Origin of the sequence: Amycolatopsis dendrobii (assembly GCF_014145675.1) — a bacterium.
Classification (GTDB): Bacteria; Actinomycetota; Actinomycetes; order Mycobacteriales; family Pseudonocardiaceae; genus Amycolatopsis; species Amycolatopsis dendrobii.
Genome location: NZ_JACGZW010000011.1, coordinates 359,339 through 371,715 on the forward strand (window position 1 = coordinate 359,339; position 12,377 = coordinate 371,715).

The 12,377-nt window shown below is 70.2% G+C and carries 10 protein-coding genes; 2 read left to right on the forward strand and 8 right to left on the reverse strand.

What is annotated here, in order from left to right; translation table 11 throughout:
- Window positions 1-36 precede the first annotated feature (36 nt).
- Window positions 37-1,446 (forward strand): MFS transporter, encoded by a 1,410-nt coding sequence (locus tag H4281_RS32195; RefSeq protein WP_182894623.1) that lies wholly within the window; start codon window positions 37-39, stop codon window positions 1,444-1,446.
- 135 nt (window positions 1,447-1,581) lie between these two features.
- On the opposite strand, the gene H4281_RS32200 is transcribed toward H4281_RS32195, so the two are convergent.
- A complete protein-coding gene (locus H4281_RS32200) occupies window positions 1,582-2,649 on the reverse strand; it encodes a neutral zinc metallopeptidase (RefSeq protein ID WP_237597970.1) in 1,068 nt (355 codons plus the stop codon).
- 397 nt (window positions 2,650-3,046) lie between these two features.
- Here H4281_RS32200 and H4281_RS32205 point away from each other — a divergent pair, with 397 nt between their 5' ends.
- The gene (locus H4281_RS32205; RefSeq protein ID WP_182894624.1) at window positions 3,047-4,705 is read left to right on the forward strand and encodes a DUF2207 family protein; all 1,659 of its coding nucleotides are present in this window, start codon (window positions 3,047-3,049) and stop codon (window positions 4,703-4,705) included.
- A 21-nt stretch (window positions 4,706-4,726) separates the two neighbouring features.
- Here H4281_RS32205 and tsaE read toward each other — a convergent pair whose 3' ends face one another.
- From tsaE to H4281_RS32240, 7 genes are all read right to left on the reverse strand, one after another.
- Window positions 4,727-5,191, reverse strand: a complete 465-nt coding sequence (gene tsaE / locus H4281_RS32210; RefSeq protein WP_446680393.1) for a tRNA (adenosine(37)-N6)-threonylcarbamoyltransferase complex ATPase subunit type 1 TsaE — start codon at window positions 5,189-5,191, stop codon at window positions 4,727-4,729.
- A complete protein-coding gene (locus H4281_RS32215; RefSeq protein ID WP_182894626.1) occupies window positions 5,179-6,267 on the reverse strand; it encodes an alpha/beta fold hydrolase in 1,089 nt (362 codons plus the stop codon). Before H4281_RS32215 ends, tsaE begins: the two co-directional genes overlap by 13 nt.
- On the reverse strand, window positions 6,264-7,385 hold the full coding sequence (alr, locus tag H4281_RS32220; RefSeq protein ID WP_182894627.1) for an alanine racemase: 1,122 nt from the start codon (window positions 7,383-7,385) through the stop codon (window positions 6,264-6,266). Before alr ends, H4281_RS32215 begins: the two co-directional genes overlap by 4 nt.
- A gap of 131 nt (window positions 7,386-7,516) precedes the next feature.
- Window positions 7,517-8,617 (reverse strand): ABC transporter ATP-binding protein, encoded by a 1,101-nt coding sequence (locus tag H4281_RS32225; protein ID WP_182894628.1) that lies wholly within the window; start codon window positions 8,615-8,617, stop codon window positions 7,517-7,519.
- A 3-nt stretch (window positions 8,618-8,620) separates the two neighbouring features.
- Entirely contained in the window at window positions 8,621-10,054 is a 1,434-nt protein-coding gene (xylB, locus tag H4281_RS32230) for a xylulokinase (RefSeq protein WP_182894629.1), read from the reverse strand.
- Window positions 10,044-10,868 (reverse strand): DeoR/GlpR family DNA-binding transcription regulator, encoded by an 825-nt coding sequence (locus tag H4281_RS32235; protein WP_182894630.1) that lies wholly within the window; start codon window positions 10,866-10,868, stop codon window positions 10,044-10,046. The genes xylB and H4281_RS32235 overlap by 11 nt, the downstream gene beginning before the upstream one ends.
- A gap of 50 nt (window positions 10,869-10,918) precedes the next feature.
- Complete coding sequence (locus H4281_RS32240; protein WP_182894631.1) at window positions 10,919-12,361, reverse strand: NAD(P)H-hydrate dehydratase; 1,443 nt, start codon at window positions 12,359-12,361, stop codon at window positions 10,919-10,921.
- Window positions 12,362-12,377: the final 16 nt, after the last annotated feature.

The following is a 12,377-nucleotide window of genomic DNA, read 5'->3' on the forward strand; positions in this document are numbered from 1 at the left end:
CTGCGCAGTGAGTCCTGAAAACGCGAAGGGAGCGATGTGACAGAGGCAGCAGACGGGAGGGGGCCGTCGGGCGGCGCCACCGTCACGGACGACGCGACAATGCGCCGGGCGGTCGGCGCGGCCGCGGTCGGCAACATCACCGAGTGGTTCGATTTCGGGGTCTACGGCTACCTCTCCACCACCATCGAGGCACAGTTCTTCCCGCCCGGCAATCCCGCGCTGGCCCAGCTCGCGACGTTCGCGACCTTCGCCGTGGCGTTCCTGGTGCGCCCGCTCGGCGGCCTGTTCTTCGGCCCGCTCGGCGACAAGATCGGCCGGACCAAGGTGCTCGCGGTGACCGTCATCCTGATGGCGACCGGCACGTTCCTCATCGGACTGATCCCGTCGTACTCCTCGATCGGGCTGGCCGCGCCGATCCTGCTGGTGTGCGCGCGGGTCCTCCAGGGCTTCTCCACCGGCGGCGAGTACGCGGGCGCGATGACGTTCATCGCCGAGTACAGCCCGGACCGCCGCCGCGGCTACTTCGGCAGCTTCCTGGAGTTCGGCACCTTCATCGGGTACGCGCTCGGCGCGACCGTCTCGTCCGTGCTCCCGCTGGTTTCCACTCCGGCCTTCATGGACACCTGGGGCTGGCGGATCCCGTTCATGGTGGCGCTTCCGCTCGGCATCGTCGGGGTCTACCTCCGGACGAAGCTCGAGGAGACGCCTGCCTTCCAGCAGCTGCTCGACGAGTCGGGCAAGCGCGAGGACGCCGAGGCCAAGCACGTGGTCCGCACGATCTTCGCGAAGTACTGGCCGACGATGCTGCTGGCCGGCGGGCTCGTGGTGACCTGGAACGTCACCAACTACATGCTCACCAGCTACATGCCGACCTATCTGAAGGACGACCGCACGATGTCCGCGAACGGCGGGCAGGCGATCTCGGCGACCGCGGCGGAATGGCTGCAGATCGGCGTGCTGTGGCTGGGTGTGCTGCTCATCCCGCTTCTCGGGCGGCTCAGCGACAAGATCGGCCGCAAGCCGATCCTGTGGGTCGGCGCCGGCGGGCTGATCGTGCTCGGCCTCCCGATGGTGCTGCTGCTCAAGAGCGGGTCGCTGATCTCGGTGCTGCTCGGCCTGGTCCTGATGGGCCTGCTGCTGATCTGTTTCTCCTCGACCTGCCCGTCGACGCTGCCCGCGTTGTTCCCGACCGAGGTCCGCTACGGCGGGCTGTCGATCTCGTTCAACATCTTCGTGTCGGCGTTCGCCGGGACGGTGTCGCTGGTGATGAGCGCGCTGGTGCTGGCGACCGGGGATCTCAAGTGGCCCGGGTACTACCTGATGATCGCCGGCGTGGTCGGCGTGCTCACGCTGCTGAAGCTGAAGGAAACCGCGAAGAAGCCGTTGCCGGGGTCTGCTCCGTCGTTGTCCGCTTCGGAGGACGCGGCGGCCAAGGCCAGCAAGTAACCGCCTGACGAGCTGCGAAGGGCCCCTCGCGTTCGAGGGGCCCTTCTTGGCGTTCAGGCCGCTTGCAGCTCTTCGACCCGGGTGGTCCAGGAGCCGTGCGTTCCCGCACGACGGTCCGGGTGTCGTCGTCGCGGGTCAGGCCACGTCGGAGGAGTTCGCCGCCCAGGTGTTGCACTGCTGGGCGCGGTTCTTCGTCGCGCCCTGGCGCCACCAGGAGGCGGAGTGCTCGTCGGTGCCGTGGTCGCGAGGACCGCCGCCGTGGTCCCCGCGGTCCTCGGAGTTCCAGGCCTCGTTGTAGATGTTGCGGTCGATCGAGCCGCCCGCGGCCGACGACGCACCGAGAAACATGCCGGAGAAGCACTGCGCCTGCAGTTCCAGACGGCGGGACAGTTCCAGCCCGGCGTCGGAGTCGGCACCCGCGTCGTACCGCTGTTCGCTCATCGCCTCCTCGACGCCGGACAGGTTCTGCACGTGGTGACCGTATTCGTGGGCCAGCACCGCGAGGTAGATGCCGGGATGCGCGCCGTATTCCTCGATCTGGAGCTTGTCCATCGGCATGTAGATGGTCTCGTTCGTCGGGCAGTAGTAGGCGGCGAAATTGTCACCGGACGAACTGCACGGGCTTTGCATCTGGCCGGACTGCGCGACCACCAGGTTCGGGCTCTCGAACGGAAGACCGGCGTCGCCGAGCACCGGCGCCCACACCGAATCCAGGCAGCGGATGCCGGACTGGAAGAACCGTTCCGCGCCGGCCCGGTCCGAACTCCAGCGGCTGAGCGTGCACGCCACGTTCTGCAATCCGGCGTCGGCGCTGGCGAACAGCGGGTTCCGCGCGGTCTCCTTCACCGGTCGCGGGCCGCGGGGCGCCGGCGGGGCCTCGGACGCCGGTTCCGAGTCGCTGGTGGTTTCGCGGGTTTCCCTGGTTGTCGAGGTGGCAGTGGTCGAAGTGCTGCTTTCGGTGGTGTACCGGGTGGGCTGCGTTTCCCTGGAGATCGAGGAATACGTCGGCGGCGTGGTGCTCGCCGCGTCGACGCGCTTGTCTTTGTGCACGGCCGCACCGATCGCTGCCAGTCCCCCGACGACCAGCACGATCGCGCCGAGCACCGACACCAGCACGATCACCCCGGCGTGCGATTTCTTCGGCGGTCGCCCGGCGCGGTAGCCGTCGAACCGGGCGACCGGACCGAATTCCGGCTGGGGCACACCAGGGGACGCGGCGAATGGTCCCGGCGCCGGAGCGACCTGCGGTGGCGGCAACGGCGCGGCAGGCGGCGGCAAAGGAACTGCCGGTCCGGCAGTGGGAACCGGCGGTCCGGGAGGGAACTGCTGTGCCAGCGGAGTCGGCGGCCCGCCCGGAAACTGCTGGCCCGGCGGCATCCCCGGCCCCGCCATTCCGCCGCCTGGCATCCCGGGGCCCGGCGGCATCCCGGGCGGCAGCGGCCGCGGCGGCGGGAGCGGGACGGCTCCCGGCGGAACCGGATAAGGACCGCCTTGCGGTGGCCAGGTCATCGTTCCCCCTGCGATTGCGTGATTCGCGTAATCCGGCTTTTTCCACTGCCGGGGCACCCAGCCTAGCCGGTGTGCTCTAGGCTCTGCTGCCGTGGCGAGGAAATGGGTTTCCGCGGCGGCGATCGCGGCATTGGCGGTATTATCCGGTCCGAGTCCGGCGGCGGCCTTCTCCGGAACCGGGTGGCATTCCGAGAATGCGCAAGCGTCCCCCGAAGCGACTGCGGAAATCGCATTGAAACTGTTGCGCGACGGCGGCTTCCAGGTCACCGAGAAGGTGACTGTCCCAGGTGGACAACGGCTGGTGTCCACGTTGCCGCTGCGGCTGCCCGCCGACGACGGGCAGGACCTCCGCTACACGGTGCGGGACGCGAAGGCCACCGGCGGCAGCGCCGTCGCGCAGGCCGACGACCAGTTGACGCTCACCTTCGGCGCGGGCGAATCCACCGTCGTCTACACACTCGCCGGCGCCCTCGCCGACCAGGGCGGCGGCCAGCAGGTGCGCGCGCTCGTCGCGGGCGGCTTCGACCAGCCGGTGAAGGAAATCAAGGCGTCCTTCCTCGCCCCGGCCCGGCAGATGGCGCCGGTGACCTGTTCGATCGGCGCGAACCAGCCGTGCACGCTGTCCGAGGTCGACCACACCGGCGTGCTGCGGCTGCAGCAGAACGATTTGCCGCCGGGCGCGCGGATGGAACTGTCAGTCGGGCTGCCGCCAGGCACCGCGCCGGCGAATGCCGATTTCGTGCCGGCCAGCGCATTGGCGGCGGCATTCTCGCTCACCTTGCCGTCCGTCATCGGCTTCGCCGTGGTTGCCGTTTTGCTGATTGCCACCGCACTATTCGTATGGCGGCGCCGAAAGCAGGACGAACTCGCGACCAGCGTCGGCGATACCACAATCGAAGTTCTTTTGCAGGAAAACGGCCGAACTTGGTTCGCTTCTCCGGACGGGGTGCTTCCCGGGCAGATCGGCACCGTGATGGACGAGTCGGTGGACCCGGTGGACATCGCGGCCACCGTCGTCGATCTGGCGGTGCGGAATTACCTGTGGCTGGCCGAGCTTCCCGGTCCGGACTGGCAGATCTCCCGGCGGAACCCGCCGGACGAGCACCTGCGCGATTTCGAGCGGGTGGTCTGCGAAACGCTGCTGCCGGAAGGTACCGACACCGTCCTGCTGTCCCGGCTGCACGATCTCGACGCGGCACCGATCCAGGACTCCATGTACCGGGACGTCGTTGCCAGCCAATGGTTCTCGCGTCGTCCGGACACCTCGCGCGGGGTGCTGGCGCTGCCCGGCGTCCTGCTGTTCGTGCTCGGCTTGGTCGCGACGGCGGTGCTTTCGTTCACCGTCGGGCACGCGCTGCTGGGCGTCGCGGTCGCGCTCGCCGGCCTGGGTCTGGCCGCGGCTCGCGCGCTGCTGCCGTCCCGCACCGCCCGCGGCCGCGCGGTCGCCGGCCAGATCCGCGGGCTGTTGCACTACCTGCACCGTCTGCGCGCGGAAGACATCGAACGCCCGGCGGACCGCGAGATGGTGTTCTCCCGTTCTCTGCCGTACGCGGTGGTGCTCGGCGACACCGAACGCTGGCTCGGCGCGTTCGCCGGCTTGGACCCGGACGCCGACGGCCAGGCCGGCCTCTCCTGGTACGGCGGCGTCGAACAGGACAATGACCTGCGTCGCTTCGGCCCTCGGCTGCTGGCCTTCCTGACCGCGCTCAACCACGCGCTGACGAAGGAACCGTCGAAAACCGGGTCGTAGAGGATTGCCGGACGGTAAGCGCTAGGCCGCTTGCAACTCGTCGACCCGGGTGGTCCAGGAGCCGTGCGGTTCCAGCACGACGGCCCGGGTGTCGTCGTCGTGGCGGGTCAGGCGAACGACGAGGTGGTCTTCCGACAGCCGTTCCGCGCTGCCCTCGCCCCACTCCACGACCACCGCGGACGATTCCAGGTCAGTGTCCAGATCGAGGTCGTCCAACTGGGACAGATCGCCGCCGAGCCGGTATGCGTCCACGTGGATCAGCGGCACCCCGGCCGCACCCGCGGCGTGCACCCGCGCCAGCACGAAGGTCGGCGAACTGACGCGTCCGCCGACGCCGAGGCCGTCCGCGATCCCCCTGGTCAGCGTCGTTTTGCCGGCCCCGAGCGGACCGTCCAACAGCACCAGGTCGCCCGCGCGCAGTGCCGCGCCCAGCGTCCGCCCGAAGGCCATCGTGTCCTCGGGGGTTTCCAGAATCACCTTGTCCACCACCAGTTTCGCCGGTTCGGCGCGGCGCTGCCACCACAGCGCTGCAGCAGGTCGATGAGATGGCTGTTCACCAGCTCGGGCTGTTCGAGCTGCACCATGTGCCCGGCTCCGCGCACCCGCACGAGCTCCGCGTCCGGCAGCTCGGCGGCGATGCGCTCGGCGTGCGCGAACGGGGTAAAGCGGTCCGCGTCGCCGCCGATGACCAGCACTTGCGCGTGTTTGAGCCCGGCCAGCACAGCGTAGCGATTGTGACTGCCGAGAGTGTCCACGAAGTTGATCAGCCCGCGCACCGGCGTCACCGCGAGCATTTCCAGCATGAAGTCGACCAGGCGCGGCGAGACGTCACGGCTGCCGAACGCGAGCCGTCGCACTGCCTGCCGGGTCAGCTGACCGCCTGCCGCGCGCACGAACTCCACCAACCCGGGTTGCCATCCGGCCAGCTCGCCGACGCCGCGCGTGAGCGGGTTGTGCTTGGACAGCAACGGCCTCGGCAACCCGCGTGCACCGACTTCGCCCGCCGCGGTCGCGATGAAAGCGACGCCGCATACGCGGTCTTCGAAGAGGTCTGGCCGTTGCGCAGCCAGTTCCATGATCACCATGCCGCCCATGGAATGTCCCATGAGGACGATCGGTCCTTCGGGCACTAACGCGCGCAGCACGCTGTCGAGATCGTGCGCGAGCTGTTCGATCGTCGACGTCTCAGTGGACGCTTCTCCGGACAGACCGTGACCGCGATGGTCGAAGTAGACCTGCCGTACGCGCGGCAGCCGCAGCGAAGCGACGTCGCGGCGCTGGAAGTGCCACGAGCGCCGCGAAAGCGCGAAGCCGTGTACTCCGACGAGAGTCAGCTCCGGCTTCTCGCCGTCCTCAGGGTCGATCTCCTCGACCGACAGCGGCGTGCCGTCTTCAGCCGCGACAGTGGACGTCCGGTCCGGCTTCAGCTCGCCTAGCGGTTCGTCGGCGAACGGGTCCTCGGTCGGTTTGCGTTGCTGCGACGCGACAACTGCCGCTGCCGCGCCCGTCACTACCGCTCCGACTCCGCCGACGATCGCCCACAGCCGCGCCGACGGAGTCACGCCCGCTCCCCCACGTACCGGCGGTGCACCCGCGGCCGGTACATCGAGGTGACGATCTCGTAGTCGATGGTGCCGATCTTGTCCGCCCATTCGCGCGCGGTCGGCTCGCCCGAGCGGCCCGCTCCGAACAGCACGACCTCGTCGCCCACCTTGGGCACGTCCTCGTTGCCGACGTTGACCACGAGCTGGTCCATGCAGACCCGCCCGACGACCGGCCGCCGTTTCCCGCCGAGCCAGACGTCCATCCGGCCGGACAGCGTGCGCGGCACCCCGTCGGCGTACCCGGCGGGCACGAGCGCGAGCGTGGTGTCCTCGTGCGCGGTCCAGGTGTGTCCGTAGGAGACGGATTCGCCTGCCGCGAGCGGCTTGGTGAGCACCACGGTGGAACGGAAGGTCATCACCGGACGCAGGTCGTCGTCGGTGGGCACCGGGTTGAGGCCGTACATCGCGATACCCGGGCGAACCAGTTCGAAGTGCAGGTCGGGCCGGGTGAGCGTGGCCGCGGAGTTCGCCAGGTGCCGGATCGGGTCGAGACCGGCGGCGCGAGCCGCGTCGTAGGCCTCGCCGAACAGCTTCGCCTGCGCGTCGATCGACGCGTGCCCCAGCTCGTCGGCGCAGGCCAGGTGCGACCAGACGGCCACGACCTCGACGCCGCGCGCCTTGGCCGCCGCCTCGACCAGCGCGGGCCAGTCGGCGGGCGGGCAGCCGTTGCGGCTCAGCCCGGTGTCGATCTTGAGGTGCACACGGGCGCGCTTCCCGGCGCGCGTCGCCGCGGCGTCGACCCTGGCCAGCTCGCCGAGGGAGCTGACGCCGAGGTCGACGTCCGCCTCGATGCCGGGCGTGAAATCCAGCTCCGGAACGTCCAGCCAGCTGAAGAGCGGCACGGAAAGGCCCGCGGCCCGCAGGTCGAGAGCTTCCCGCAGCGAACAGGTGCCGAGCCAGCTCGCCCCGGCCTCGACCGCGGCGCGGCCGACGGGAATCGCGCCGTGGCCGTACCCGTCGGCCTTGACCACGCACATCACGGCCGCACCGGGGGCCCGGGCGGCCAGCAAGGAAACGTTGTGCCGCAGTGCGCCGAGATCGATCACGGTCTCGGCGTGCGGAGAACTGGCAGTCATAACGACTGCCAGTTTCCCACGTTGCCAATTCGGCCAAAAGTAGGCCGACCCCCACGCGGCACGCAACCGTCGCTACGAAGTCATTCGGCCGTAGCTGTGGCCGAATTGGCAATAATCGGCGCAGTATCGGCTCAGGAGAGACGCTGGCCGGACGTGCCGGAGAACACGTGCAGCTCGTCCGGACGGATCCGCAGGTGCAGGGTGTCACCCATGCCGGGCGGGGTACGCGGGTCGACGCGCGCGACCACGTTGCGTGACGAACCCTCGGCACTCTCCTCGACGCCTGCCCCAAGCTTGCCGTAGACGTAAGCGTCCGAGCCCAGCTCCTCGACCAGTTCGACCTTGATCGGCAGCGCGCCGGCGGTGTCGGTGGTGACCTCCAGCGACTCCGGGCGGAAACCGATGGTGACCGTGTCGCCGTCGGCCGCGGACCGGACCTCGGGCTTGAGCGGCACCTGCACGCCGCCGACCTCGGCACCGTCCGCGGTGAGCTTCGCGGCGACCAGGTTCATCGCCGGAGAGCCGATGAAGCCCGCGACGAAAACGTTTGCGGGCCGGTCGTACAGCGCGCGCGGGGTGTCGCACTGCTGCAGCAGACCGTCCGACAGCACCGCGACGCGGTCACCCATCGTCATGGCCTCGACCTGGTCGTGGGTCACGTACACGGTGGTGACGCCGAGCCGGCGCTGCAGCGCGGCGATCTGCGTACGGGTCGAAACGCGCAGCTTCGCGTCGAGGTTCGACAGCGGCTCGTCCATGAGGAAGACCTGCGGCTCGCGCACGATCGCACGGCCCATCGCGACGCGCTGACGCTGACCGCCCGACAGCGCCTTCGGCTTGCGGTCCAGGTACTGCTCGATGTCCAGCAGCTTCGCCGCGTCGAGCACCTTCTGCTTGATCTCCGACGCGGGCCGCCCGGCGATCTTCAGCGCGAAGCCCATGTTCTGCGCGACCGTCATGTGCGGGTAGAGCGCGTAGTTCTGGAACACCATCGCGATGTCGCGCGAACGCGGCGGCAGCTGGGTGACGTCGCGGTCGCCGATCCAGACCGCGCCCTCGTCGATGTCCTCCAGTCCGGCGAGCATCCGCAGCGCGGTGGACTTGCCCGAGCCCGACGGCCCCACCAGCACGAGGAACTCGCCGTCGGCGATCTCCAGGTCCAGCGCGTCGACCGCGGGACGCTCGGTCCCGGAGTAGCGCCGGGTCGCCTTGTCGTAGGTGATGCTGGCCATCGGTCAGTCCTCTCCCAATTTCGCGGAAACCCCGTGCGCGGCCTCGCGCGCCTCGAGGTGGCGTTGCTGGATCTCGATGCCCGCGGCGCGCAGCGCCCCGGTCGGCTCGTCCAACCCGAGCTGGTTCTTGGTTCCGGTCCACGCGGGCGGTTCGGCGGCGCCAGAAAGCGCCCAAGCGGCCTGTCGAGCGGCCCCGAGCGCGACGTACTCGCCGACCTCGGGGATCACGACAGGCAGGCCAAGCACGATCGGCGCGATCGCGCGGACCGCGGCGGATTGCGCGCCGCCGCCGATGAGCAGCACGCGCTTCACGGCCATGCCCTGCGCGCGCACCGCGTCGAGCCCGGCGGCCAAGCCGCAGACCATGCCCTCGACGGTCGCCCGCGCGACGTTCTCCGGCGTCATGTTCGCCCTGGTCAGACCGTGCAGCGAACCGGTCGCGCCGGGCAGGTTCGGGGTGCGCTCGCCGTCGAGGTAGGGCAGCAGCGTGAGGCCGCCCGCACCCGGTTCGGCGGCCAGTGCGAGCCGGTCGAATTCGGCCAGGTCCACCCCGAGCATCGCCGCGCCCGCGGTGAGCACGCGGGCGGCGTTGAGGGCGGCGGTCAGCGGGAGGAACCGGCCGGTGGCGTCGGCGAATCCGGCGACCAGGCCGCTCGCGTCGGCCGCGCCGGTCTCGGTGACGCCGAAAACCGTGCCGCTGGTGCCGATCGAGATCACCGCGTCGCCAGGGGCCAGTTCGAGCGCGAGGGCGGCGGCCATGTTGTCGCCGGTGCCGGCGGAGACGAGCATGCCCTCGCTGGTGTGCCCGGCGACGTCGGACGGGCCGAGCACCGTCGGCAGATCCGGGGTGCGGCCGCCGAACGCGTGCGCGAGAACGTCGGGGCGGTACGTGTTGTCCGTGGGCGAGAAGTAGCCGGTGCCGGAGGCGTCGCCGCGGTCGGTCACCGCGGTTTCCGGACAGCCGAGCAGCCGCCAGGTGAGCCAGTCGTGCGGCAGCAGGACGCGCGCGACCCGGTCGGCGTTCTCCGGTTCGTGCTCGGCGAGCCAGCGGAGCTTGGTGACGGTGAAGCTCGCGACCGGGACCAGCCCGACCGACTTCGCCCACACGCCGGGTCCGCCCAGTTCCTCGGTCAGGTCCTTGGCTGCCTGCGCGGAGCGGGTGTCGTTCCACAGCAACGCCGGGCGGACCACCTCACCGGCCTCGTCGAGCGTGACCATGCCGTGCTGCTGACCGCCGACGCCGATCGCCTTGACGCCGTCGAGGACGTCGCGAGTGGCGTCCGCAAACGCTTGCGCCCACGCTGCGGGGTCGACCTCGGTGCCGTCCGGATGCGGCGCCCGGCCGGTGCGCACGATCTCGCCCGTGCGCGCGTCGCAGACCACGACCTTGGTCGACTGGGTCGACGAATCGACCCCGGCCACCAGCTCAGCTGTCATAGGGCTGCCCCTCCTCGACGTACTCCGCGGCCTCGACCGCCGTTCCTTCGTTCAGCGCGGCCTCGATCTCCTCGGTGGGAGTGGCTTCGCTGGTGATCAGGAGGTCGTAATCGCCGACGGTGCCGTGCGCGTACGTCGCGGTGCGGCCGAACTTCGAGTGGTCGAGGACCAGCACGTTGCGGTTCGCGGCGCGCAGCACGGCCTTCTTCAGCTCGGCGTAGTCGCGGACCGGGTGGAACAGCCTGCCCACCGCGACCGCGCTCACCGAGACGAACGCGATGTCCACGCGGATGCGCTCGAGCAGCGCGAGCACGTCGGGGCCGGAGCAGGAGTCGTACTCGGGGTCGTAATGCCCGCCGGCGAGGACGACGTCGACACCGGTGCCCAGCAGCCGTGCGGCCTGCAGCGAGTTGGTGATGACGGTGAGGCGCTCGATCCGGGCCAGCCGCTCGACCAGCGGGAACAGCGTGGTGGAGTCGTCCACGAACACCGCCTGGCCGGGTTCGACCTGCTGAATCGCGAGGTCAGCGAGGGCTTCCTTCTCGGCCGAGTGCAGCGTGAACCTGCTGGCGGTCTCCATGGTGAGCGCCGGGTACGCCTCGACCTTGCCGCGCAGCTTCCGCAACAGCCGCTTGTCAGCGAGTTCGTCGAGGTCGCGGTGCATCGTCATGAGGCTCACGCCGAACCGGGCGGTGAGGTCGTCGATGCGGACTTCGCCCTGGTCAATGACGTAGTCGAGGATCTCCTGGCGCCGCTGCTCCACCGCGGCGTCGGACGGGCGCGTCTTCGGCCGTCCTGGCGTGTCTCGACTCACATCTCGTTCTTACCAGATATCGCGAGTCGAGTTAACACGTAACTCGATAACTATGCGGTCGCGCGAACCAACCGGAGCGCGGCGGGGATGGCGTCGACCAGACCGGACGCCGACGTCGGCACGTCCTCAGCGGCGAGCGCGCCAGCCAGCGAATGGACCTGCGCAGCAGCGGCGGCGGCCAGCCACGGATCGAGTCCGGCGGCCAGCAATGACCCGACCAGGCCGGTCAGCACGTCGCCGGAGCCGGCGGTGGCCAGCCAAGACCCGCGCGGAGTGTTCACCGCGACGCGGCCGTCTGGAGCGGCGACGACCGTGCAGTGGCCTTTCAGCAGCACAACCGCGTCGTACTTCTTCGCCGCTTCCCGCGCCGCTGCGACGCGATCCGAGCCCGGACGGCGGCCCATCAGGCGTTCGTATTCGCCAGCGTGCGGGGTGAGCACGAGCGGAGTGTCCGGATCGCGGGCGTCGAGGACTTCGGGGGTGTTCGCGATGATCGTGGTGGCGTCGGCGTCCGCGCACACCGGGACGCCCTGGCCGAGGATGTGCCGCAGGATCTCGCGGCCTTCCCCGCCAGTGCCGATGCCAGGACCGACCACCCATGCCTGCACCCGGCCCGCGTCGGTGACCGAGCCAGTCGCGACGATCTCCGGCCAGCGCGAGCGCACGACGTCCGCGGCGTGTCCGGCGTAGCGGACCATGCCCGCCGTCGCGCGGACCGCGGAACCGGACGCGAGCACCGCCGCGCCGGGGTACGTCGCCGATCCGGCCGCGATGCCGACTACGCCCTGGCTGTACTTGTCGTCCTCCGGGCCGGGGATCGGCCACACCTCGGCGACATCGGCCAGGTCAAGGCGGTGCAGATCCGGCTCGTCCAGCCAGGGTCGCAGGCCGATGTCCACCAGCACGACCTCGCCGCATTCCTCCGGAGCCAGCACGTGCACGGGCTTGAGCGCCCCGAAGGTGACCGTGCGCGCGGCGGTGACGTGCGGACCGTCGACCGCGCCGGTGTCCGGGTCGACGCCGCTTGGCAGATCCACCGCCACCACGGGCGCTTCGATCCGCGCGACCAGCTCGGCCGCCTCCGGACGCAACGGGCCGCGAGCCGAAATGCCGACGATGCCGTCCACGACGACGTCCGCTCGTTCGATCCACTGTGGACTGTCCGCAGTGGACACCACGCGACCGCCAGATCGCCGCAGTGCGGCCAATCCGGCCGGATGCGCCTTCTCCGGCTTCAGCAATACCGCGGCCACCGCGACACCGCGCCGACGCAGGAAAGCCCCAGCCCACAACGCATCGCCGCCGTTGTTGCCCGAACCGACCAGCAGCACTACCCGACGGCCGGAGACGCCGCCGGTGTACTCGGCCAGCAGCCCAGCCACCTCGGCGGCGAGGCCGAAGGAGGCCCGGCGCATCAGCTCGCCGTCCGGGGTGCGCGCGAGCAGCAGGTCCTCCGCCGCGCGAATCCGTTCTGTAGTCCAGATTCCTTGCACGGCGGCGGCCTCCGGT